The sequence below is a fragment of the Brevundimonas sp. S1H14 genome, from assembly GCF_047716865.1.
GTDB classification, from domain to species: Bacteria; Pseudomonadota; Alphaproteobacteria; order Caulobacterales; family Caulobacteraceae; genus Brevundimonas; species Brevundimonas naejangsanensis.
This window is the reverse complement of sequence record NZ_CP136679.1, coordinates 1,537,719-1,559,711: the sequence shown is the minus strand read 5'-3', so window position 1 is coordinate 1,559,711 and position 21,993 is coordinate 1,537,719. Positions and strand designations below refer to the sequence as shown.

At 66.9% G+C, this 21,993-nt stretch carries 19 protein-coding genes; 10 read left to right on the top strand and 9 right to left on the bottom strand.

What is annotated here, in order from left to right; translation table 11 throughout:
* Window positions 1-41 precede the first annotated feature (41 nt).
* Window positions 42-1,874, bottom strand: a complete 1,833-nt coding sequence (aspS, locus tag RSD66_RS07645; protein ID WP_415289527.1) for an aspartate--tRNA ligase — start codon at window positions 1,872-1,874, stop codon at window positions 42-44.
* Between the two features lie 196 nt (window positions 1,875-2,070).
* Here aspS and RSD66_RS07640 point away from each other — a divergent pair, with 196 nt between their 5' ends.
* The 3 genes from RSD66_RS07640 to RSD66_RS07630 all read left to right on the top strand — a co-directional run bounded on the left by RSD66_RS07640 (window position 2,071) and on the right by RSD66_RS07630 (window position 6,673).
* The gene (locus RSD66_RS07640; protein WP_415289526.1) at window positions 2,071-2,730 is read left to right on the top strand and encodes a chromosomal replication initiator DnaA; all 660 of its coding nucleotides are present in this window, start codon (window positions 2,071-2,073) and stop codon (window positions 2,728-2,730) included.
* Window positions 2,731-2,951: 221 nt separating this feature from the next.
* Complete coding sequence (locus RSD66_RS07635; RefSeq protein ID WP_119411819.1) at window positions 2,952-5,186, top strand: RNA degradosome polyphosphate kinase; 2,235 nt, start codon at window positions 2,952-2,954, stop codon at window positions 5,184-5,186.
* Entirely contained in the window at window positions 5,183-6,673 is a 1,491-nt protein-coding gene (locus RSD66_RS07630) for a Ppx/GppA family phosphatase (RefSeq protein ID WP_415289525.1), read from the top strand. The genes RSD66_RS07635 and RSD66_RS07630 overlap by 4 nt, the downstream gene beginning before the upstream one ends.
* 27 nt (window positions 6,674-6,700) lie before the next feature.
* On the opposite strand, the gene rnd is transcribed toward RSD66_RS07630, so the two are convergent.
* On the bottom strand, window positions 6,701-7,855 hold the full coding sequence (gene rnd, locus RSD66_RS07625; protein ID WP_024353006.1) for a ribonuclease D: 1,155 nt from the start codon (window positions 7,853-7,855) through the stop codon (window positions 6,701-6,703).
* Between the two features lie 81 nt (window positions 7,856-7,936).
* Here rnd and purM point away from each other — a divergent pair, with 81 nt between their 5' ends.
* A complete protein-coding gene (gene purM, locus RSD66_RS07620) occupies window positions 7,937-8,974 on the top strand; it encodes a phosphoribosylformylglycinamidine cyclo-ligase (protein WP_024353007.1) in 1,038 nt (345 codons plus the stop codon).
* Between the two features lie 197 nt (window positions 8,975-9,171).
* On the opposite strand, the gene RSD66_RS07615 is transcribed toward purM, so the two are convergent.
* Complete coding sequence (locus RSD66_RS07615) at window positions 9,172-10,764, bottom strand: S10 family peptidase (protein ID WP_415289524.1); 1,593 nt, start codon at window positions 10,762-10,764, stop codon at window positions 9,172-9,174.
* Between the two features lie 203 nt (window positions 10,765-10,967).
* Here RSD66_RS07615 and purN point away from each other — a divergent pair, with 203 nt between their 5' ends.
* Together purN and RSD66_RS07605 are read left to right on the top strand one after the other, a co-directional pair.
* A complete protein-coding gene (gene purN, locus RSD66_RS07610; protein ID WP_415289523.1) occupies window positions 10,968-11,558 on the top strand; it encodes a phosphoribosylglycinamide formyltransferase in 591 nt (196 codons plus the stop codon).
* A 109-nt stretch (window positions 11,559-11,667) separates the two neighbouring features.
* Window positions 11,668-13,725, top strand: a complete 2,058-nt coding sequence (locus RSD66_RS07605; RefSeq protein ID WP_415289522.1) for a M13 family metallopeptidase — start codon at window positions 11,668-11,670, stop codon at window positions 13,723-13,725.
* Between the two features lie 81 nt (window positions 13,726-13,806).
* On the opposite strand, the gene RSD66_RS07600 is transcribed toward RSD66_RS07605, so the two are convergent.
* Together RSD66_RS07600 and ndk are read right to left on the bottom strand one after the other, a co-directional pair.
* Window positions 13,807-14,019 carry a hypothetical protein gene (locus RSD66_RS07600; protein WP_024353011.1) on the bottom strand — a complete coding sequence of 71 codons (213 nt, stop codon included), beginning with the start codon at window positions 14,017-14,019 and terminating at the stop codon, window positions 13,807-13,809.
* Between the two features lie 186 nt (window positions 14,020-14,205).
* Window positions 14,206-14,625: a nucleoside-diphosphate kinase gene (ndk, locus tag RSD66_RS07595; protein ID WP_024353012.1), complete on the bottom strand. Its 420-nt coding sequence runs from the start codon at window positions 14,623-14,625 to the stop codon at window positions 14,206-14,208.
* Window positions 14,626-14,728: 103 nt separating this feature from the next.
* Between ndk and RSD66_RS07590 the strand changes: the two genes are divergently transcribed.
* A complete protein-coding gene (locus RSD66_RS07590) occupies window positions 14,729-16,615 on the top strand; it encodes an ABC-F family ATP-binding cassette domain-containing protein (RefSeq protein WP_415289521.1) in 1,887 nt (628 codons plus the stop codon).
* Window positions 16,615-16,860, top strand: a complete 246-nt coding sequence (locus RSD66_RS07585; RefSeq protein ID WP_415289520.1) for a DUF2164 family protein — start codon at window positions 16,615-16,617, stop codon at window positions 16,858-16,860. The genes RSD66_RS07590 and RSD66_RS07585 overlap by 1 nt, the downstream gene beginning before the upstream one ends.
* A gap of 63 nt (window positions 16,861-16,923) precedes the next feature.
* Here the strand turns inward: RSD66_RS07585 and RSD66_RS07580 are convergent, their stop codons facing one another.
* Genes RSD66_RS07580 through RSD66_RS07565 form a run of 4 tightly spaced genes read right to left on the bottom strand, consistent with a single transcriptional unit; the run spans window position 16,924 to window position 19,562 of the window.
* Window positions 16,924-17,229 (bottom strand): hemolysin, encoded by a 306-nt coding sequence (locus RSD66_RS07580; RefSeq protein WP_415289519.1) that lies wholly within the window; start codon window positions 17,227-17,229, stop codon window positions 16,924-16,926.
* A 17-nt stretch (window positions 17,230-17,246) separates the two neighbouring features.
* Window positions 17,247-17,618 (bottom strand): hypothetical protein, encoded by a 372-nt coding sequence (locus RSD66_RS07575; RefSeq protein ID WP_415289518.1) that lies wholly within the window; start codon window positions 17,616-17,618, stop codon window positions 17,247-17,249.
* Window positions 17,600-18,061, bottom strand: coding sequence for a DNA polymerase III subunit chi (locus RSD66_RS07570; RefSeq protein ID WP_119411811.1), 462 nt, complete (start codon window positions 18,059-18,061; stop codon window positions 17,600-17,602). Before RSD66_RS07570 ends, RSD66_RS07575 begins: the two co-directional genes overlap by 19 nt.
* A gap of 25 nt (window positions 18,062-18,086) precedes the next feature.
* Window positions 18,087-19,562 carry a leucyl aminopeptidase gene (locus RSD66_RS07565; protein WP_415289517.1) on the bottom strand — a complete coding sequence of 492 codons (1,476 nt, stop codon included), beginning with the start codon at window positions 19,560-19,562 and terminating at the stop codon, window positions 18,087-18,089.
* Window positions 19,563-19,720: 158 nt separating this feature from the next.
* Here RSD66_RS07565 and RSD66_RS07560 point away from each other — a divergent pair, with 158 nt between their 5' ends.
* Together RSD66_RS07560 and lptG are read left to right on the top strand one after the other, a co-directional pair.
* Entirely contained in the window at window positions 19,721-20,854 is a 1,134-nt protein-coding gene (locus RSD66_RS07560) for an LptF/LptG family permease (RefSeq protein WP_415289516.1), read from the top strand.
* Complete coding sequence (lptG, locus tag RSD66_RS07555; RefSeq protein ID WP_119411808.1) at window positions 20,851-21,954, top strand: LPS export ABC transporter permease LptG; 1,104 nt, start codon at window positions 20,851-20,853, stop codon at window positions 21,952-21,954. Before RSD66_RS07560 ends, lptG begins: the two co-directional genes overlap by 4 nt.
* Window positions 21,955-21,993: the final 39 nt, after the last annotated feature.

Sequence of the window (21,993 nt, the reverse complement as noted above, 5' to 3'; positions counted from 1 at the left end):
GGGCGCCCCCTCCCTTTTCCAATTCGACGCTGCAGCGCCGATCAGACCTTGATCGGCAGCTGGGTGCGGATCGACAGTTCCTTCAGCTGACGCTCCTCGACCTCGGCCGGGGCGCTCATCAGCAGGTCCTGGCCCTGCTGGTTCAGCGGGAAGGCGATGACCTCGCGGATGGCCTGTTCGCCCGCCAGCAGCATGACGATACGGTCGATGCCCGGCGCCAGACCGCCGTGCGGCGGCGCGCCATAGCGGAAGGCGTTCAGCATGCCGCCGAACTGCTCTTCGACCACCGAGGAATCGTAGCCCGCGATCTCGAAGGCCTTCAGCATGATCTCGGCCCTGTGGTTCCGGATCGCGCCCGAGCACAGCTCATAGCCGTTGCAGACGATGTCGTACTGATAGGCGCGGATGGTCAGCGGGTCCTGCGTCTCCAGCGCCTCCATGCCGCCCTGCGGCATCGAGAAGGGGTTGTGGCTGAAGTCGACCTTCTTCTCTTCTTCCGACCATTCGAACATCGGGAAGTCGACGATCCAGCAGAACTTGAACTGGTCCTCGTCGACCAGCTTCAGCTCCGTGCCGACGCGGGTGCGGGCCAGACCGGCGAACTTGGCGAAGACGCCCGGCTGACCGGCGACGAAGAAGGCCGCGTCGCCCTTGCCCAGACCCAGCGAAGACATCAGAGCCTCGGTCGGCTCCTGACCCAGGTTCTTGGCGATCGGGCCGCCCCACGACTGCTGGTCGTCGGACCAGAAGATGTAGCCCAGACCCGGCTGGCCCTCGCCCTGCGCCCAGGAGTTCATGCGGTCGCAGAAGGCGCGGCTGCCGCCGGTCGGCGCCGGGATGGCCCAGACGGCGTTCTTCTCGTCGGCGCCCAGGATCTTGGCGAACAGGCCGAAACCGCCGTCGCGGAAGTGGTCGGACACGTCCTGCATCTTGATCGGGTTGCGCAGGTCCGGCTTGTCCGAGCCGTACCACTTCATCGACTGCTCGAACGTCAGGCGCTCGAAGCCCTTGTGCTCCATCGTCTGGCCGAAGTCGTTGGTGAAGACGTGCGTCCCGTCGATCGGCGACACCGGCTTGCCTTCGCCGAACTCGGTGAACAGGCCGTGCATCAGCGGCTCGATCGCCTGGAAGACGTCTTCCTGCGTGACGAAGCTCATTTCTACGTCGAGCTGGTAGAATTCCAGCGAGCGGTCGGCGCGCAGGTCTTCGTCGCGGAAGCAGGGCGCGATCTGGAAATAGCGGTCGAAGCCCGACACCATCAGCAGTTGCTTAAACTGCTGCGGGGCCTGCGGCAGGGCGTAGAACTTGCCCGGATGCATCCGGCTCGGCACCAGGAAATCGCGCGCGCCTTCCGGCGACGAGGCCGTCAGGATCGGCGTCTGATACTCAAGGAAGCCTTGGGCGACCATGCGGGTGCGGATCGACTGGATCACGCGCGACCGCAGGACGATGTTCCGGTGCAGACGCTCACGACGCAGGTCGAGGAAGCGGTTGCTCAGGCGAATCTCTTCCGGGTACTCCTGCTCGCCGAAAACCGGCATCGGCAGTTCGGCGGCTTCAGACAGGACTTCCACCGACAGGACGCGCACCTCGACCTCGCCGGTCGGCAGGTTGGCGTTGACGGTCGAGCCTTCGCGCAGGACCACCTCGCCGTCGACCTTGATCACGCTCTCGGCGCGCAAGCGCTCGACCACGTCAAAGCCCGGCGTCTCGGGGTGCAGCACCAGCTGGGTCAGGCCGTAGTGGTCGCGCAGGTCGATGAACAGCAGGCCGCCGTGGTCGCGCTTGCGGTGGATCCAGCCCGACAGACGAACATTCGCGCCCGCATCCGTCGAACGGAGGGCGCCGCAGGTGTGGGTGCGATAGGCGTGCATATCGGATTTCGTCTGAAAACGGCTGTCGAACAGCGTGAATTAGGAGCGGGGAAAGGCCCATCATCGCCCCCGAAAGTCAAGGCTGACGCCTCAAACGCCCATGATACGCCATCCACAGGGCGAGGCCGGTTGTCCCCGTGATCCCGCCCTATCAACAGAGACGCCCGCGCCCCCGCCCGGCTAGGGTCCAGTCGTTATGAACGCCCCGGCCGCCGAAATCCGACAACTGCGCCTGCCCCTGCAGCAGGAGACGCCCCAGCGCGCCTCGGATCTGGCGATCTCGGTGGCGAACGCAGCGGGCGTGGCGACCCTGGCCGCATGGCCGGAATCGCCCGGCGCCGTCCTGGCCCTGTTCGGCCCGGCGGGTTGCGGAAAGAGCCATCTGGCCGCCGCCTGGGTCGAGCGCACCGGCGCTATCGCCCTGCACGGGGCCGAGGCGGCCCTGGTCGACCCGCTGGAGCTGGAAGGCCGCCCCGTCCTGCTGGACGACGCTCAGGAGGCCGACGACGAGAGCCTGTTCCACCTGATCAACCTGACCCAGTCAGGCGGCGGGGCCCTGCTCTTGGTGTCGCGCGATCCGCCCGCGTCGTGGGCGACGGACCTGCCCGACCTGCGCTCGCGTCTGAACGCCATCCGAACCGTGGGGATCGAAGCGCCCGATGATGTGGTCTTCGCCGCCATGCTGCGCCGCGCCTTCGCCAGCCGGAACATCACCCCGGCCGATGAACTGATCGACTATCTGGTCCGCCGCATCGACCGCTCGGCCGAAGCCGCCGAAGCCGTGGTCGACCGCCTGGACGCCCTACACCGGCCCGTGACGCGCGTGTTGGCGCGGCAAGTGCTGGACGGTGAGTAAGGCCCCCCTACCCGCTCATCCCGGCGGACGCCGGGACCCAGTGCTTTGGCTGCAAGCTCGAGCGTGGATAAATGAGCTGGTCTCTAAACGGGGCGTTTGAGGCTCTCACTGGATCCCGGCGTCCGCCGGGATGAGCGGAATTATACGTGGCGTTCCAAAGTCCCGCCCGCCGCGACACAATCGCGGTTGCAGCCGTCACGGGCGCGCGCGACAACGGAATCATGACCGATATCGCGCCCATCGCCGTCGACACCACCGGCGAGGAAGTCCCCTCCTCGCGCGCACCGCAGCTGGAGCTGTCCGAGGCGCTGATGGCCTCGCCCGAGCGGTTCATCAACCGCGAGCTGTCGTGGCTGGCGTTCAACGGCCGCGTGCTGGAAGAGGCCGCGAACGAGGGCCACCCCCTGCTGGAGCGAGTGCGCTTCCTGTCCATCTCGGCCAACAACCTGGACGAGTTCTTCATGACCCGCGTGGCGGGCCTGAAGGGGCAGTTCCGCGAGCGCATCCGCGTCGTCTCGCCCGACGGCCTGACCCCCGCCGAGCAGCTGGAGCAGGTCAATGCCGCAGCAGGCGGCCTGATGGCCGAACAACAGCGCCAGTGGCGCGTCCTGCGCAAGGAGATGGCGGCCGCCGGGATCGAAATCGTCGAACGCGCCCGCATCACCAAGACCGAGCGCGAGCGTCTGGAGCCCGAGTTCCTGAACCAGCTGTTCGCCGTCTTGACGCCGATGGCCATCGACCCGGCGCACCCCTTCCCCTTCCTGCCCAACCTGGGCTTCTCGCTGGCGCTGAAGCTGAGGCGCAACAGCGACAACCGCGTCCTCTACGCCCTGGTGCCGGTGCCGACGCAGGTGCGGCGCTTCTGGGCGCTGGCGACGGACGGGCGTTCGACGCCGGGGCGGACGCGCTACGTCTCGCTGGAAAACCTGCTGCTGCTGTTCATCGACCACATGTTTCCGGGCTGCGAGATCCTGGAAAAGGGCCTGTTCCGCCTGATCCGCGATTCCGATATCGAGATCGAGGAAGAAGCCGAAGACCTGGTCATGGAATTCGAGGAGGCGCTGAAGCAGCGCCGCATGGGTTCGGTCGTCCGCATCAAGATTCAGGCGGACATGCCCGACGACCTGCGCGACTTCATCATCGCCCAGCTTCATGCCCAGCCGCAGGACGTGGTGCTGGTCGACGGCATGCTGGGACTGGCCCAACTGTCCGAATTGATCCCCAGCGGCCATCCCGACCTGAAGTTCAAGGGCTATGAGCCGCGCTACCCCGAGCGGGTGCGTGACAACGGCGGAGACATCTTCGCGGCCGTGCGCGAAAAGGACATGCTGATCCACCACCCGTTCGAGAGCTTCGACGTGGTGGTCCAGTTCCTGCGTCAGGCGGCGCGCGACCCGCACGTCATCGCCATCAAGCAGACGCTTTACCGCACCTCCAAGGACAGCCCCATCGTCGCCGCCCTGATCGAGGCGGCCGAGAACGGCAAGAACGTCACCGCCCTGGTCGAGCTGAAGGCGCGTTTTGACGAGGAAGCCAACCTGCGCTGGGCGCGCCAGATGGAGCGGGCGGGCGTCCACGTCGTCTTCGGCTTCGTGGAGTACAAGACCCACGCCAAGATGAGCGTAGTCGTGCGGCGCGAGGGCGAATCCCTGCGCACCTACTGCCACTTCGGCACCGGCAACTATCACCCGGTCACGGCCAAGATCTACACGGACCTGAGCCTGTTCACCTGCGATCCGGCGCTGGGCCGCGACGCCACGCGGGTGTTCAACTACATCACCGGCTATGCGGCGCCGGACGAGTTGGAGGCCCTGGTCGTCTCGCCGCTGAACATGAAAACCAGCCTGATCGAAATGATCAGCAAGGAGATGTCGGCCGCCGCCAAGGGCAAGCCCGCCGCCATCTGGGCCAAGATGAACGCCCTGGTCGACCCTGAGATCATCGACGCCCTCTATCGCGCCAGCCAGCAGGGCGTTCGCATCGAACTGGTCATCCGGGGCATCTGCTGCCTGCGCCCCGGCGTGACGGGCCTGTCGGAAAACATCCGGGTCAAGTCGATCGTCGGCCGCTTCCTGGAGCACAGCCGCATCGTCGCTTTCGCCAACGGCCACGACCTGCCCAGCAACCGGGCGCGGCTCTATATCTCCTCGGCCGACTGGATGCCGCGCAATCTGGACCGCCGGGTCGAGGTGATGACGCCGATCCTGAACGCCACCGTCCACGATCAGGTGCTGGATCAGATCATGGTCGCCAATCTGAAAGACGACGCCCAGAGCTGGGTGCTGGAGCCCGACGGCTCCTATCGACGGCTGATCCCCAGCGGGTCCGAACGACCCTTCTCAGCGCACAAATACTTCATGACCAACCCCAGCCTGTCGGGGCGCGGCCGCAAGGTGAAGACCCTGCCCGGCGCCCTGTCCTATCCGGGTCTCAAGGTGCGGAAGCGCCGCTCATGAGCCCCGAGCGCGAATACGAATCTAAACAGATCGCCGTCATCGACATCGGCTCCAACTCGGTGCGCCTTGTGCTGTACCGGCTGGAGGGCCGCGCGGTCTGGACCATGTTCAACGAGAAGGTGCTGGCCGGTCTGGGCCGCGATCTGGCCGCCACCCGGCGCCTGTCCGAGCCGGGCGTAGTCATGGCCATGACGGCGCTGCGCCGCTTCGCCGCCGTGATCGAGGGCGTCCAGCCCGATCAGGTGCTGGTCGCCGCCACCGCCGCCGTCCGTCAGGCCGAAGACGGCCCTGAATTCTGCGAGCGCGTGGCCGCCGAGACGGGGCTTCGCATCCGCGTCCTCAGCGGCGAGGAGGAGGCGAAATATTCGGCGCTTGGCGTTCTGGCGGGCGATCCCGGCGCGCGCGGCGTGGCCGCCGACATGGGCGGCGCCAGTCTGGAGCTGACACGGATCGGGGATGGTCCGCGCGGCAAGGGCGTGACCCTGCCGCTGGGTCCCTTCGCCCTGCTGGACGACAGAGGCTTCGACGCCGACCGCCTGCGCGGCCGCATCGCCAAGCGGCTGGAGCCGATCGAGGACCATTACGCCACGCCGACGCTCTACGCCGTCGGCGGCGCCTGGCGCAGCTTGGCCCAGATGCATATGGCGATGGTCGAGCATCCGATCCGCATCGTCCACCAATACGCCATGAGCGCCGCCGACGCCCGAGACATGGCCCGGCTGGTCGCGCGCCAGTCCCGCGCCTCGCTCGAGAAGCTGCCCGGCCTGTCCAAACGCCGCGCCGAGACCCTGCCCTACGCCGCCCTGGTGCTGGAGGGACTGATTGACCGGCTGCGGCTGTCGTCCGTCTGCTTCTCAGCCTGGGGCGTGCGCGAAGGACTGCTTTACCACGGCATGGACCCCGCCATGCGGGCGGTCGATCCCCTGCTGGCCGGGTGTTCGGCATGGGGCGGTCGCCAGGGCGTGGACCCCGCCCTGCCCCGCGCACTCGACGGTTGGCTGCAATCCGTGATCTCCGCCCTGCCCGAAGTGTTCGGCGAGGAACGCGACGCCCTGCTGACCTCATCGGTCTGCCGCCTGGCGGACCTGGGCGCGCGCCTGCACCCCGACCACCGCGTCAGCCTGGTGTTCGATCAGGTCCTGTGGTCGCCCATTCCCGGCCAGACCCACGCCGAGCGCGCCTTCATGGCCGTGGCGATGAACGCCCGCTATGGCGGCGAGGCGCGCACGCCCGCGCCGGAAACAGTCGACCGCCTACTGTCGGAAAAGGGGCAGAAACGCGCGCGAGCCCTGGGGCTGGCCATGCGGCTGGCCTGCGACCTGTCGGGCCGCTCGCCGCAGCTGCTGGCCAACGCCACGGCCACGGTGGAGAAAGGCGCCCTGCGCGTCACCGCCGCCAACGGCTACGCCGACATGCTGCTGGGCGAACAGACGAAACGGCGGGCCAAGGCGCTGGCCGAAGCGATGGATCTGGCGCTGAAGATATAAAGCCCTCTCCCGCCGGGAGAGGGTGGATCAGCCCTCGATCTCGACTACTTCGACGCGGGCGCCGTTCAGCACCAGGGCGATCTCGCCCTTCTTCAGCTTCAGCGCGTCTTCTCCGAACAGTTCGCGGCGCCAGCCCTTCATGGCCTCGATGTCCGCATTGTCGTTCAAGGCGATCTTTTCGAGGTCCGAGACCGTGGCGATCAGCTTGGCGGCCACGCCCGCATTGTCGCTCTTGGCCTTCAGCAGCACCTTCAGCAGTTCAACCACCGAGGGCGGCGCGGGCTGGTTGTTGGCCGGGCGTTCCAGCTTGGGCGCATGGGCTTCCGGGTCGGCCAGGACGCGCTTCAGTTCGGCCGCCAGCTCCAGCCCCAGACGCGAGCCGCCGAAGCCCTTGGGCACCGAACGCAGGCGGTTGAAGGCGTCCGGGTCGGTCGGCGTCTGGACGGCAATCTCGTCGATGGCCTCGTCCTTCAGGATGCGGCCGCGCGGCTGATCGCGCTCCTGCGCCGCGCGCTCGCGCCAGACGGCCGTGGCGACGAAACCGGCCAGGTATTTGGCGTTGAACTTCTTGGGCTTCAGCCGCTTCCAGGCGTTCTCGGGCGAGGTGTCGTACAGCGCCGGGTCCGTGACCGCGCCCATTTCCGACATGACCCAGTCCAGACGGCCTTCCTTCTGCAGCCGGTCGCGCAGTTTGGGATACAGGGCCGACAGGTGCGTCACGTCGCCCAGCGCATAGGTCAGCTGCGCCTCCGACAGCGGGCGGCGCGCCCAGTCGGTGAAGCGGCTGCCCTTGTCCAGCTCCTGACGCAGCATCTGGCGGACCAGGGCCTCATAGCTGACCTGATCGCCGAAGCCGGCGGCCATGGCGGCGACCTGGGTGTCGAACAGCGGACGCGGCATGGCGCCCAGCTTGTTGAAGATCTCAACGTCCTGCCGGGCGGCGTGAAAAACCTTCAGAATCGATTCGTCCCGCAGGATGTCGAGGAAGGGCTCCAGATCCAGCCCTTCCGCCATCGGATCGATGATGGCGGCGTCCGTGGGCGAAGCCGCAGCCTGAATCAGGCACAGCTTGGGCCAGTAGGTGGTTTCCCGCATGAATTCCGTATCAACGGTGATGAACGGGGCCTTGGCCAAACGCTCGCAAAAGGCGATCAGCGCGTCATTGGTGGTGATTGGCGTCATTCCGATGCTATAGCCCCGCGCGACGCCGTCGTGGCAAGAGCGCCGCGACAAATTTTCGCCCCCGATTTCGAGCCGTGACCGATGAGCGACACCCCCGAGGCCCTAAAGAACGGCCTGACCTACGCCGATGCGGGCGTCGATATCGACGCCGGAGAACAGCTGGTCGACGCCATCAAGCCGTTGGCGAAGTCCACGCGCCGCCCCGGCGCCGAGGCCTCGCTGGGCGGTTTCGGCGCCCTGTTCGACCTGAAGGCCGCCGGTTTTGAAGATCCGCTGATCGTCACCACCACCGACGGCGTCGGCACCAAGCTGAAGATCGCCATCGAGACCAGCCGTCACGACGGCGTGGGCGTCGACCTGGTCGCCATGTGCGTCAACGACCTGCTGGCTCAGGGCGCCGAGCCGCTGATGTTCCTGGACTATTACGCCACGGGCAAGCTGGACGTGGACGCCGCGCGCCGCGTCGTCGCCGGCATCGCCGAGGGCTGCCGCCAGTCGGGCAGCGCCCTGGTCGGCGGCGAGACGGCCGAGATGCCGGGCATGTATTCGGGCGGCGACTATGATCTTGCCGGTTTCTCGGTCGGCGCCGTCGAGCGCGGCAAGGTCCTGCCCTATCTGGACCAACAGAAGCCGGGCGACATCATTATCGGCCTGGCCTCCTCGGGTCCGCACTCGAACGGCTATTCCCTGATCCGCAAGGTGGTCGAGAAGTCCGGCCTGGCCTGGGGCGACGACGCTCCCTTCGCCAAGGACCAGTCGCTGGCCCAGGCCCTGATGGAGCCGACCCGCATCTATGTGAAGCCGGTCCTGCCGCTGATGAAGGCCGACCTGATCAAGGGCGCGGCCCACATCACGGGCGGCGGTCTGATCGAAAACCCGCCGCGCTGCATCGCCGAGGGCCTTGAGGCCAGTTTCGACTGGGACGCCTGGCCCATGCCCGACGTCTTCCAATGGCTGGCCGAGACGGGCGGGATTTCGGACCACGAGATGCGCCGCACCTTCAACTGCGGCGTGGGCTTCATCCTGATCGTCGCGCCCGAGAACGTCGAGCCGGTTCTGGCCGCCCTGCTGAACGCAGGCGAGACGGCGTTTGTCTGCGGGCAGCTCCAGGCGGCGTAAAGCCACCCCATTCCGACAAGACAAAAGCCCCCGGCCAACGCGGCCGGGGGCTTTTTTGTGGTCTGATCCCCTTCATCTCCGCTCATCCCGGCGGACGCCGGGATCCAGTGCTTTGGCTCAGGACGCCGCGCTTGCGGTTCTCATTGGGCCCCGGTCGCACTGACCGGGGCCTTCTTCATTTCAGGCTGTCGCCGGGATCAGCGCAGGCCGCCGTTGACCGTCTCGTCGTAGAATTTCGACAGGTCGACGTGCAGTTGCTCCAGCGCCGGGCGAGCCGTGTACATCATGTGGCCGCCTTCATAGTAGGTGAACTCCAGGTTCCGGCGCAGGTGCGGCTCCAGCATCATCTGAGCCAGATCATACTCCGTGCCGAAGAACGGCGTGGCGGCGTCGTAATAGCCGTTCAGCGCCAGCACCTTCATGTGCGGATTGCGGCGGATGGCGGTGGCCAGGTCGACGGCCGTGTTCGGCGTGGTCTGCGGGCCGCCGACCGGCGGACGGTGGTTCCAGTCCCAGTTGAAGCCCGGCAGGCCGCGCGCCGACTGGCGGTAATCCACATCGGTCCGATAGTTCAGCGTCGTGGCGATATAGTCGCGGAAGATGCCGAAATAGGCGCCGGTGATGGCGCTGCTCGACGGGTCTTCTTCGGGCGAGGCGCCGACGGCGTTGGCGTCGATGCCGGTATAGCGCATGTCCAGACGGCCGATGGTCTGGCGACGGTCGCGCAGCAGTTCCTTGCGGAAGGGGCTGAGCTCAAGGCGCAGGTTGGCCTGATCCAGCACCGTCGGCGAGATGCCGATCAGGGCGCTCATCTGCTGGGCGATCTGGGCGCGCTCGGCGTCCGAGATCAGGTGTCCCTTCGACAGGGCCGCCGCATAGGGGCCGATGGCGAATTCGCGGGCGCGCTGGACGTGTTCTTCCAGGCTGGGCTTGTTCGGGATCTTGTTGTGATACCAGGCCGTCGCCGCATAGGTCGGCAGCAGGGTGACGAAGTTCTGCGGATAGCCCGGCTGGCGCACGCCGTAGTTCATGATCGACGACAGCAGGACCACGCCATTCAGGGACATGCCGCGATCTTCCAGCTGGTGCACCAGGGCGCCGGCGCGCAGGGTGCCGTAGCTTTCGCCCAGAACGTATTTCGGGCTGGACCAGCGGTCGAATTTGGTCGTGTAGCGCATGATGGCGCGGGCGAAGGTGTCCGCATCCTGATCCACGCCCCAGAAGGCCGAACCCGGCGTCTCGCCCAGCGGACGCGAATAACCGGCGCCGACCATGTCGATGAAGACCAGGTCGGTCTTGTCCAGCAGGGTCATGTCGTTGGGCGCCAGGTTGAACGGCGCAGGGCGCTCCACCACCGGCTCATCGGTCTGGACCCGCATCGGGCCGAAGGCGCCCATGTGCAGCCACACCGTCGGCGAACCCGGCCCGCCGTTGAACATATAGGTGATCGGACGGCGACCGACCGGCTGGCCGTCCAGCGTATAGGCCACATAGAACAGGCTGGCCGTCGGCATGCCTGCATCGTTACGCACCGTCAGCGTGCCCGCCGTCGCCTTGTAGCGCAGGGTGCGGCCGTGGGCGTTGATCGAGTGGCTGGTGGTCACTTCCGATTCATCGGCGGTGGCGCGCGCCCAGTTCTTTTCGATCTGTTCGGCGGTGACGTTGCGCAGGCGATCAGAGGCCGAGCGGACCGGCCCCGAGCCGCCGCTGGACGCGGCTTCCTGAGCCATGGAAACGGCCGGCGCGGCCAATAGGGCCGCGGCGCAGGCGGCGGTCAACAGACGACGCATATAGGATACTCCCCCTTGGATGCCGGACTCCCCGGCGCATGGACGCTAACGCCGCCGTTTCCGAAGAAGCAACGGAGTTTGCGTCAGTTCAACGACAATGGTTCGGCGGCGCTGCGCCCTTCCCCTCGACCCTGCCGTCCCTCTTGCTAAGTCGCCTCCGGGGCCGCATGGCAGTCACGCCATCTTCCACGCGTGAGCCGCCCATGTCCGTCGCCAAAACCCGTGTCGCCGTCCTGATCTCCGGGACCGGCTCGAACATGGTCAGCCTGATCGAGGCAGGACAGGCGCCGGATGCGCCATATGAAGTCGTGCTGGTGGTCTCCAACATCGTGGACGCCGCCGGTCTGGACAAGGCGCGTGCGCTGGGGGTCGAGGCCGTCGCTGTCGAACACGCCTCCTTCGGCAAGGATAGAGAGGCGCACGAACGCGCCGTGGACGCCCTCCTTCGCGAACATGGCGTCGAGGCCGTGGCGCTGGCCGGTTACATGCGCCTGCTGACGCCGTGGCTGGTGCGCGGTTGGGCGGGTCGGATGCTGAACATCCACCCGTCGCTGCTGCCGCTCTATCCCGGCCTGAACACCCACGCCCGCGCCATAGAAGCGGGGGACCATGAGGCGGGCTGCACCGTTCATATCGTCACCGAAGGCGTCGATGAGGGCCCCGTTCTGGGCCAGGCGCGCGTGCCCATTCTGCCCGGCGACACGGCTGAAATTCTCTCCGAGCGCGTCAAGGCGGCGGAACATCAGCTTTATCCCCGAATTCTGATGAATTTTCTGAACGCTCCGAAACCTTAACGATTTTTAATGCGACAGCCGGTCGCAGGCGGGCGCAGTTTGCCGTCAAGCATGAATGCGCCGCCCTGACGGCGCAATCGCGCACGTCTGCACCACTGGGAAAGACCCGATGATGAAAACCCGCCTGATGGGCGCCGCCGCCATGGCCCTCGCCCTCGCCTTCACGGCTCAACCGACCTTGGCCCAGCACGCCCACGCCTCGGCGGCGGCCTCCACCGCGCCCGAGATCAAGCCCTGGGGCTTCGACCTGGACGGCCGCGACCTGACGGTGAAGCCGGGCGACGACTTCAACGCCTACGCCAACGGCGTCTATCTGAAGAACACCGAGATTCCGTCCGACAAGGCCCGCTTCGGTCCGTTCGACGTCCTGTATGAGAATTCACAGGCCCAGCTGCGCGCCATCATCGAGGCCAGCGCCGCCAATCCGACCAACGCCAACGCCCAGAAAGTCGGCGCCCTGTACGCCAGCTTCATGGACGAGGCCCGCGTCAACCAACTGGGCGCCCAGCCCCTGGCCGCCGACCTGGCCGCCATCCGCGCCGTGACGAACCATAGCGACATGGCCCGCCTGATGGGCGCCAGCCATGAAGGATTCGGCGGCTCGCTGTTCGGCCTGGCGGTGTTCGAGGACCTGCAGGACCCGAACATCAACTCGGCCTATCTGGGTCAGGGCGGGCTAGGCCTGCCGGACCGCGACTATTATCTGAAGCCCGACTTCGCCTCGCAGCGCGAAGCCTATGTCGCCTATGTCACGCGCGCCCTGACCGCTGCCGGCTGGGATAATCCGGCTGAGGCCGCCGCCGACATCCTGGCCTTCGAGACCAAGGTGGCCGAGAAGCACTGGACCACGGTCGAGCGTCGTCAGATCGACAAGATCTACAACCCGACCCCGGCCGCGCAACTGGCGACCTTCGCACCGGGCTTCGACTGGGCCGCCTTCCTGCAGGCCTCCAAGGTCGAGAACGTCCCAACCCTAGTGCTGATGGAGAACACCGCCATCCCCGGCATCGCCCAGGTGTTCGCTGATGCCCCGATCGAGACGCTGAAAGCCTGGCAGGCCTTCCAGACTGTCGATCAGGCCAGCCCCTATCTGTCCGACGCCTTCGTCGACTCGCGCTTCGAGTTCCGCGGCAAGACCCTGCGCGGCCAACCCGAAAACCGTCCGCGCTGGAATCGCGGCGTGGTTCTGGTCGACGGCCAGCTGGGCGAGGTGCTGGGCCAGGAATATGTCCGCCTGCACTTCCCGGCTTCGTCCAAGACGCAGATGGAGACGCTGGTCGCCAACCTCAGCGCCGCCATGACCGAGCGCCTGAAGGCCCTGGACTGGATGAGCGAGGCCACGCGCGAGCAGGCCCTGCTGAAGATGTCCAAGTTCGGCGTGAAGATCGGCTATCCTGAGAAGTGGCGCGACTATGATGGTCTGGAGCTGAAGGCCGACGACCTCTACGGCAACGTCGAGCGCGCCGCCGCCTTCGACTGGGCCTGGAACCGCGGCAAGATCGGCCAGCCGGTCGATCCGCTGGAGTGGGGCATGACGCCCCAGACGGTGAACGCCTACTACAACCCGCCGCGCAACGAGATCGTCTTCCCCGCCGCCATTCTGCAGGCGCCCTTCTTCGACCCGAACGCCGATCCGGCGGTCAACTACGGCGGCATCGGCGCGGTGATCGGCCACGAGATCACCCATGGCTTCGATGATCAGGGCCGCAAGACCGACGCCAACGGCGTGCTGCGCGACTGGTGGACGCCTGAGGACGCCGCCCGCTTCGAAGAGCGCGCCAAGACGCTCGGTGCCATCTACGCCGCCGAAGAGCCGGTGCCGGGGATGCACATCAACGGCGACCTGACGATGGGCGAGAACATCGCCGATCTGGGCGGCCTGCTGATGGCGCTGGACGCCTATAAGCGCAGCCTGAACGGTCAACCGGCCCCGGTGATCGACGGCCTGACCGGCGAACAGCGCGTCTTCCTGGGCTGGGCTCAGGTGTGGCGCGAGAAGTCGCGCGAAGAGGCTCTGAAAGAGCAGCTGACCACCGACCCGCACTCGCCCGGCATGGCCCGCGCCGCCACCCCGCCGCGCAACATCGACGCCTGGTACGCCGCCTTCGGCGTCACCCCGGATCAGGCGGAATACATCGCCCCTGAGAAGCGCGCCCGCATCTGGTAAGCGGCGCGTCCGGCGACGGACAAAAGGAAAGGGCGTCGGCTTCGCGGCCGACGCCCTTATTCTTATCGCGCGGCGAAAGCCTTACTCGTGCGGCTTTTTCGGCGTGGTGGCGGCGCCGCCGATGGCGCCGATGGCCGCGCCGGCGACCGTCGCGCCGGTATTGCCGCCGATCGCCTGACCGGCGACCGCGCCGCCCAGGGCGCCCGTGGCGGCGCGTTGTTCCGTGGTGGTGCCGCACGCGGCCAGCAGGGCCGTCAGGCCCAGCACCGGGGCAAGCTTCAGCATCGTCTTCATGGCGGTCATCCTTGTTCTTCTTCGAGAGGGACGGCGTGACCGTAAAAACGAAACGGCCCGCCCCCGGTTCCGGGAGCAGGCCGAATTGTCACAAGCCGCGTCGGGTCGAAAAGGCTGAGCCTTTTGACCGCGGCTTACAAAAAGCTTCCCGAAGGGTCGACGATCGCGGCCCCTCAGAAAAGCCCCTTAGCCGACGATGTCGGCGTCCGTGAAGAACTGCTCGATCTCGATCTTGGCGTTGTCCAGCGAGTCCGAACCGTGGACCGAGTTCTCGCCGATCGACAGGGCGAACAGCTTGCGGATGGTGCCTTCGGCGGCGTCGTTCGGGTTGGTGGCGCCCATGACTTCGCGGTACTTGGCGACAGCGTTATCGCCTTCCAGCACCTGCACGACGACCGGCTCGGCGATCATTTGCGACACCAGTTCGCCGTAGAAGGGACGCTCGGCGTGCACTTCGTAGAATTTCTTGGCTTGGGCTTCGGTCAGCTTGACGCGGCGCTGGCCGACGATGCGCAGGCCGGCGCCTTCGATCACGGCGTTGATGGCGCCCGTCAGGTTGCGGCGGGTGGCGTCCGGCTTGATGATCGAGAACGTGCGTTCGGTCATGGGAGTGACTTCTTGTTTGGGAGTTTGAGGGTCGGCGGCTTATAGCGAGCGCCGCACATCTTTCCAATATCCCCGCGCGTAAGCCTTTTTCTTTCCGGTTCCCATGCTGCAGATCAAAAACCTGACCTACAACGCCTGGGGCCGCGAGTTCCTGGACGACGCCTCCGTCAGCCTCCCCCCAGGCTCCAAGGTCGGGCTCGTCGGCCGCAACGGCATCGGCAAATCGACCCTGTTCAAGCTGATCCTGGGCGAGCTGGCCGCCAACGGCGACGAAATCTCCCTGCCCAAGACCGCCCGCATCGGCTCGGTCGATCAGGAACACCCCGCAACGCCCGTCAGCGTGCTGGACACCATCCTTGAGGCCGACGTCGAGCGCCACGACCTGCTGACCCGGCTGGAAACCGCCGAGCCCGAGGAAATGGGCGAAATCTGGGGCCGTCTGATCGAGATCGACGCCGACAGCGCCCCCGCCCGCGCCTCGGAAATCCTGGCCGGTCTCGGTTTCAGCCATGACGACATCCTGCGCCCGATGGCCGAGTTCTCGGGCGGGTGGCGGATGCGCGTCGCCCTGGCCGCCGCCCTGTTCGCCGAGCCGGACATGCTGCTGCTGGACGAACCGACCAACTACCTCGACCTGGAAGGCGCCCTGTGGCTGGAGCAGCGGCTGAAGCGCTATCCACACACCGCCCTGATCATCAGCCACGACCGCGAACTGCTGAACGGCGTCTGCACCCACATCCTGCAACTGTCCAACCGCAAGCTGGACCTCTACACCGGCAACTACGACACCTTCGAAAAGACGCGGGCCGAAAAGCTGCGCCTGATGGCGTCGACCCAGGCCAAGCAGGACGCCGAGCGCGCCCACCTGCAGAAGTTCATCGACCGCTTCAAGGCCAAGGCGTCCAAGGCCACCCAGGCCCAGTCGCGCGTCAAGCGACTGGAGAAGATGCAGCGCATCGAACTGCCGCCTGAAGAGCGCGTCGCCCCCTTCACCCTGCCCTCGCCGGAACGCCCCCTGCCCCCGCCGCTGATCCGGCTGGAGAAGGCCAACGTCGGCTATGAGCCGGGCAAGCCGATCCTGAAGAACCTGAATCTGCGGATGGATCTGGACGACCGCATCGGCCTGCTGGGCGTCAACGGGGCGGGCAAGTCGACCTTCGCCAAGCTGATCGCCAAGGCCCTGACCATCGAGACGGGCGAGTTCCATCGCGACGGCAAGATGCGCGTGGGCTGGTTCCACCAGCACCAGATCGAGGCGATGGACCCGACCGATACGCCGCTGGAGATCATCCGCCGCGCCATGCCGGACGCCTCGGAGAGCAGCCGCCGCAGCCGTCTGGCCCAGTTCGGCCTGCCGTTCGAGAAGCAGGAGACCACCGTCGGCGCCCTGTCCGGCGGCGAGCGCGCGCGCCTGCTGCTGAATCTGGTGGCGATGGACGCGCCGCACATCCTGATCCTGGATGAACCGACCAACCACCTGGACATCGACAGCCGCCGCGCCCTGCTGGACGCGCTGAACGAGTATACCGGCGCGGTCATCCTGATCACCCACGACCGCTCGCTGATGGAGCTGGTGGCCGACCGCCTGTGGCTGGCCGCCGACGGCTCGGTGAAGCCGTTCGACGGCGACATGGACGACTATCAGAAGTTCGTTCTCGACCGCGCCAAACAGGCGGGCATGAAGCCCAGCCAGGTCAAGCATGAGGAGGTCGCCGCCGAGGCGCCCGCCCCCGTCGCCGCGCCCAAGGCCGAGAAGAAGAAAGGCCCCTCGCCCTCGACACTGCGTCACGCCGTGAAGAAGGCCGAGGACCGGATGGCGCAACTGACCGCCGACCTGGCGCGTCTGGACGACGATCTGGCCAACGCCGCCGTCAACGATCCGAAGAAGCTGGAAGGCCTGACCCGCTCACGCGCCAAGACCCAGACCGATCTGGATCAGGCCGAAGCTGACTGGATCGCCGCCGAGGAAGCCCTGGCCGAGGTGTCTTGATGAGCAAGGTCCCGCCGCCCCTGCTGACCAAGGACGAAATGCAGGAGGCGGCCGCCCGCCTGAAAACCTATCTGCGCGACGAGCTGGAGGTCGAGGTCGGCCGCCTGCCCGCCGAGATGCTGGTCGAGTTCATCGGCCGGGACATCGGCCGCCTGTTCTACAACCGCGGCCTGCGAGACGCCGAAACCGTCGTGCGCCAGAAGGTCGAGGACATCGCCGACGCCCTCTACGGACTGGAGCGATAGGTCCCCCGCCCGGTTCCCGCTCACCCCGGCGGTCGCCCGGGATGAGCGGATATTCCAGGAACCCTACCCGCAGCTGACGCGGGTCACGACATTGGTCTTGTCGTCATAGGTGAAGGTCACGCGGTTCTCGCGATAGTCCATCGTCGCCGCGCAACTGCTGCACAGGACACGGAAAATACGCCCGCGCGGCGCTTCGGCCGGGATTGTCGAGCGATTGCGGCCGACGTACTCCTGATAGTCGCTGGCCTTGCAGGCCACCGGCGTCGCCTCGCCGCCCGGCGCGGTCGTCGCCCCGCCCCCTTGCGTCGGCGCACAGGCCGCCAGCGCCAGAAACCCTGCGGCGGCGCTCAGCGTCACAAATGACTTCATAACGTCGTCCCTCATGATCATCCGCAGCGGACCTGTTCGATCAGGCCCGTGCGCTGGTTGTAGAAAATATTGAGCCGATAGGGCGAATAGTCCTCGGTGATCGGGCAGGTCGTACAGGCGACCCGACGGTTCACCACATCCACCGGAACGGGGATCTCAGTGCGAGGTTTCCCGATCAGCCACTGAAACTCATCGGCCTTGCACATGGCAGCGCCCGAAACGTTGCGCACGCCCGGTTCGGACAGATAGGGCCGTTCGGTCGGCGACACCGGGGCGGCAGGCGTCGAGGCCGGATAGGCGGGATAGGCCGTCGTTCGGGCGGGCGGCGGCGCAGCGCAGGCCGCGACAGCCAGGGCGCTCCCAACGGCGATCAGGCCGCCTTTTCCCAACGCCCTTCGTCCGACTGTTTCCAATAGGCCAGGTCGGCGCCGTCCGCCTTCAGCGTCCGCCAGCGCCCGCGCGCATGGTTCAGCGCCTGCTCGTCCCGACCGTCGAAGATGATGAAGCAACGTGCGAACTCCTGCGTGGCCCCAAGCTCTGAATCATCGACGATGAACAGCGCCTGAGCGCCATTCAGGTTCTCGCCCGATTCGGACAGAAGCACAGGCTGGCGCGCGGCGTGATCGCCGTCGGCACGTCCGTGAGGCAGGAAGCTGTCGTCGCGATAGGTCCATAACAGCTCGTCGATATCGTCGAGCCGATGCGAGGTCGCGCCCCGGATAAGGGCGCGCCAGCCCCGCTGAAGCGTGCGCTCCAGCAGGGTCGGCAACACCTGGTCCAGCGTCGACCGCTCCAGGTGGTAGAACCAGATTTCCGGCTTGGCGTCAGACACCCGGCCCTGCCTTCCTGAAACGGGATCAGCCTTCGTAGTGATCCGCGACCATGCGGTCGAGCAGACGCACGCCATAACCCACGGCGCCGTCCGGCACGGTCGGGTTCTTGGAGTCCTTGACCCAGGCGGTCGAGGCGATGTCGATGTGCGCCCACGGCGTGCCGTTGGTGAAGCGCTGCAGGAACAGGGCGGCGGTGATCGAGCCGCCGGCGCGGCCGTTGCCCATGTTCTTCACATCGGCGATCGGGCTGTCGATGTGGCGATCGTATTCGGCCGGGATCGGCATACGCCACGACTTCTCGCCCACCTTCGGACCAGCGTCGGCGATGTTGGCGGCCAGTTCGTCGCTGTTGGTGAAGACGCCCGCATATTCCAGGCCCAGCGAGATGATGATGGCGCCCGTCAGGGTAGCCAGGTCGATCATGAACTTCGGCTTGAAGCGGTCCTGCGTGTACCAGAGAGCGTCGGCCAGAACGAGGCGGCCCTCGGCGTCGGTGTTCAGCACTTCGATGGTCTGGCCCGACATGGAGGTGACCACGTCGCCCGGACGCTGGGCGTTTCCGTCCGGCATGTTCTCGACCAAGCCCAGAACGCCGACGACGTTCACCTTGGCCTTGCGACCCGCCAGGGCGTGCATCAGGCCGGCCACGGCGGCGGCGCCGCCCATGTCCCACTTCATCTCTTCCATGCCGTCGGCTGGCTTCAGGCTGATGCCGCCGGTGTCGAAGCAGACGCCCTTGCCGACGAAGGCGATGGGGGCCTCGCCGTCCTTGCCGCCGTTCCACTGGATGACGGCCAGCTGGCTTTCACGCACCGAGCCCTGGCCGACGCCAAGCAGCGAGCCCATGCCCAGCTTCTCCATCTCGGCCTCGCCCAGGATCTCGACCTTGGCGCCCAGAGCTTCCAGTTCCTTCACGCGGCGCGCGAACTCGGCCGGGTACAGGATGTTGGCGGGTTCCGACACCAGATCGCGCGAGAACAGCACGGCGTCGGCCACGGCCGACAGCGGGCCGAAGGCGGCCTCGGCGGCGGCGACGTCAGACGTCACGACACGCACCGTCGTCACCGACGGAATCTTGTCGGCCTTCTGCTTGGTCAAGTATTTGGCGAAGCGATAGGCGGCCAGGCGAACGGCGAAACCGGCGCGGGCGGCCAGTTCCGGCGACAGGTGCGACGCCTCGATGGTCAGGACTTCGGCGCCCGACAGCTTGGTCGCCTGATAGGCGGCGGCGGCGGCGGTTTCGACCGCCAGATCATCCTGCTTGTCCGCCGCGCCCGCACCGACCAGCAGCACGGCGTTCGCGTCGATCCCGGCCGGGGCCGCCACGTTCAGGCTGCTGTTGGACGCGCCGTTGAAGCGGCTGTTCTTCATCGCCTTGGTCAAAGCGCCCGAAGACGCCTGATCCAGCGCCGCACCGGCGCCGGCGAGGGCTCGTCCTTCATTCACCAGCACGGCGAGAATTTCTGCGGCGCCGGTCGAAGCGACGAATTCGATTTTCATGAAACTGACTCCAGACCGGAAAAACCTGTCCCGATCACGCTTGAATTTGCCATGGTCGCGGCGACGGTTTCGTCGGGGCGGCCGGATGTGTATTACATGGCTCGCATCGCCCTGGGCTGCAACACGTTCGCAGCCGATTATACGACCTTTCCGGCCTTATGACCCTGATCCAGAGGTATCTTTTCCGCCAGATCGGCCTGCCCGTCGTGGCGGCGGTCGCGGCGCTGGCCGGTATCGGCCTGCTGAGCCAGAGCCTGGATCAGCTGGAAGTCATCGTCGAGCGCGGACAAAGCGTATGGGTGATGGTCAAGCTGACTCTGCTGGCCCTGCCGCAGTTGATCGCCGTCATCCTGCCCATCGGCCTTTTCGTCGGCGCCCTGATCGCCCTGACCCGCCTGCAGCGCGAGCAGGAGCTGACCGCCGCCTACGCCGCCGGGGTCAGCCGCTGGGCGCTGATCCGGCCCGCCCTGCAAATCGCCCTGATCGTCACCGTCATCGCCCTGCTGGTGAACGTCTTCGTCCAGCCCTGGGCCCAGCGCGAGGGCCGTCGTCAGGCCTTCGCCATCCGCACCGACCTCGCCGCCCTGCTGGTCGAGGAAGGTCGGTTCGTCCAGGGGCCTGACGGCCTGACCGTCTACGTCCAGCAGATCGAGCAGAACGGTCTGATGAAGAACCTCTTCGTCTATCTGGACAACGGCAAGACGGTCACCACCTGGGACGCCGAAACCGCTCGTTTCGGCCGCGTCGACGGCCTGCCGGTCCTGACCATGCAGAACGGGTCGATGCAGCGCTATTCCTCGCGCGAGGTGCTGAACCAGCTGTCGTTCGACCAGCAGGTGTTCGATCTGTCGCCTTACGCCCAGACAAGCGAGCGCATCCGCTTCAAGCCGTCGGATCTGTGGCTGACTGACCTGTTCGACCCGACGCCCGCCCTGCTTGAGACCGCCGGAACGCGCGGCGAGCTGGCGGCCGAGGGCCATTCGCGCCTGGCCTCGCCCTTCTACGCCCTGGCGGCGATGGCCTTTGCGCTGGCGGCCATTCTGGGCGGCGCCTTCAGCCGGACAGGCTACACCGGCCGCATCGCCAAGGCGGCGGGCGCCTTCCTGATCCTGCGCGTCATCGGCTACGGCCTGGTCGCGGCCAGCGCCTGGAACGGCGCCCTGAACATCCTGCAATACGTCGTGCCGTTGGCCGCCACGGCCCTGGCCCTGCGCATCCTGTTCCGCGCGCTCAAACCGCGCCGTCGCCGCGCCTTGTCGCCGCTGGCCCGCGTGAAGGCGAGGACCGCATGAAGCTTCGTCTCGGCCGCATCGAACGCTATGTGCTGATCCAGCAGATGAAGTCGCTGGGCGTGGCCTTGGCCGTGATCGCCGCCCTGGTCATGCTGATCGACTTTGTCGAGGTGTCGCGCGGGCTGAACTCTTCTGGCGAGCTGTCCAGCGCGCGGATCTTCGGCCTGGTGCTGATGAAATCGCCCTCGGTCATCCTCCAGCTCCTGCCCTTCGTCTTCCTCTTCGGCACCCTGGGCGCCTTCGTCAGCCTGAACCGGCGCAGCGAACTGATCGCCATGCGGGCGGCGGGCGTGTCGGCCTGGCGCTTCGTCCTGCCCGCGGCGGGCGCCGCCGTGCTGCTGGGCGCGCTGACCGTCACCGTTCTGGGCCCTATGGCCGCAGCGGGCGACGGCGTCTGGCAGCGTGAGCGCGGCCGCATCTCCGGCTCGACGCCCGGAGGCGATTCACGCGAATCCGTCTGGCTGCGGGAAGGCGACGAGAACCGCCAGATGATCATTCGCGGCGGACGGCAGGAACAGGCCACCGGCCGCCTGCTGGACGCGACCTTCTTCATCTACACCACGACCTCGGGCGGCCATCGCGTCTTCACCGAACGGGTTGATGCGGCCACGGCCACCCTGAACGCCGGGCGCTGGCGCCTGACCGACGCCTCCGGCGCGCAGACAGGCCAGCGGGCGGTCCGCTACGCCACCCTGGACCTGCCCTCCAACCTGGCCGACAAGGAAGCGTTCCAGCGCTTCGCCCGGCCGCAGTCCACGCCCTTCTGGTCCCTGCCCAATCAGATTCGCCGCATCGAGGACGCCGGCTTCGCCTCCACTGCCTATCGCCTGCGGTTGCAGCAGTTGCTGGCCACGCCGCTGGTCTTCGGCGCCATGTCGATCCTTGCTGCGGCCTTCTCCCTGCGGCTGATGCGTCTGGGCGATCTGGCGCGGATGACGGTGGCGGCCGTGGTGCTGGGCTTCGCCTTCTTCTTCCTGAACCAGTTCTCCTCGGCCATGGGCTCGGCCGAAGTGGTGCCCCCGGTCATCGCCGCCTGGCTGCCGCCCATATTGACGGCTCTCGCCGCCTTTACCTTGCTGATCTATACCGAAGACGGCTAATCGGGCGGTTTCCGCCCGGCCGGTAATGAGTGGACACCG

Coding starts and splice junctions, on each gene's coding strand:
- aspS (WP_415289527.1), bottom strand. CDS start 1,874: ATGCACGCCTATCGCACCCACACCTGCGGCGCCCTCCGTTCGACGGAT.
- RSD66_RS07640 (WP_415289526.1), top strand. CDS start 2,071: ATGAACGCCCCGGCCGCCGAAATCCGACAACTGCGCCTGCCCCTGCAG.
- RSD66_RS07635 (WP_119411819.1), top strand. CDS start 2,952: ATGACCGATATCGCGCCCATCGCCGTCGACACCACCGGCGAGGAAGTC.
- RSD66_RS07630 (WP_415289525.1), top strand. CDS start 5,183: ATGAGCCCCGAGCGCGAATACGAATCTAAACAGATCGCCGTCATCGAC.
- rnd (WP_024353006.1), bottom strand. CDS start 7,855: ATGACGCCAATCACCACCAATGACGCGCTGATCGCCTTTTGCGAGCGT.
- purM (WP_024353007.1), top strand. CDS start 7,937: ATGAGCGACACCCCCGAGGCCCTAAAGAACGGCCTGACCTACGCCGAT.
- RSD66_RS07615 (WP_415289524.1), bottom strand. CDS start 10,764: ATGCGTCGTCTGTTGACCGCCGCCTGCGCCGCGGCCCTATTGGCCGCG.
- purN (WP_415289523.1), top strand. CDS start 10,968: ATGTCCGTCGCCAAAACCCGTGTCGCCGTCCTGATCTCCGGGACCGGC.
- RSD66_RS07605 (WP_415289522.1), top strand. CDS start 11,668: ATGATGAAAACCCGCCTGATGGGCGCCGCCGCCATGGCCCTCGCCCTC.
- RSD66_RS07600 (WP_024353011.1), bottom strand. CDS start 14,019: ATGAAGACGATGCTGAAGCTTGCCCCGGTGCTGGGCCTGACGGCCCTG.
- ndk (WP_024353012.1), bottom strand. CDS start 14,625: ATGACCGAACGCACGTTCTCGATCATCAAGCCGGACGCCACCCGCCGC.
- RSD66_RS07590 (WP_415289521.1), top strand. CDS start 14,729: ATGCTGCAGATCAAAAACCTGACCTACAACGCCTGGGGCCGCGAGTTC.
- RSD66_RS07585 (WP_415289520.1), top strand. CDS start 16,615: ATGAGCAAGGTCCCGCCGCCCCTGCTGACCAAGGACGAAATGCAGGAG.
- RSD66_RS07580 (WP_415289519.1), bottom strand. CDS start 17,229: ATGAAGTCATTTGTGACGCTGAGCGCCGCCGCAGGGTTTCTGGCGCTG.
- RSD66_RS07565 (WP_415289517.1), bottom strand. CDS start 19,562: ATGAAAATCGAATTCGTCGCTTCGACCGGCGCCGCAGAAATTCTCGCC.
- RSD66_RS07560 (WP_415289516.1), top strand. CDS start 19,721: ATGACCCTGATCCAGAGGTATCTTTTCCGCCAGATCGGCCTGCCCGTC.
- lptG (WP_119411808.1), top strand. CDS start 20,851: ATGAAGCTTCGTCTCGGCCGCATCGAACGCTATGTGCTGATCCAGCAG.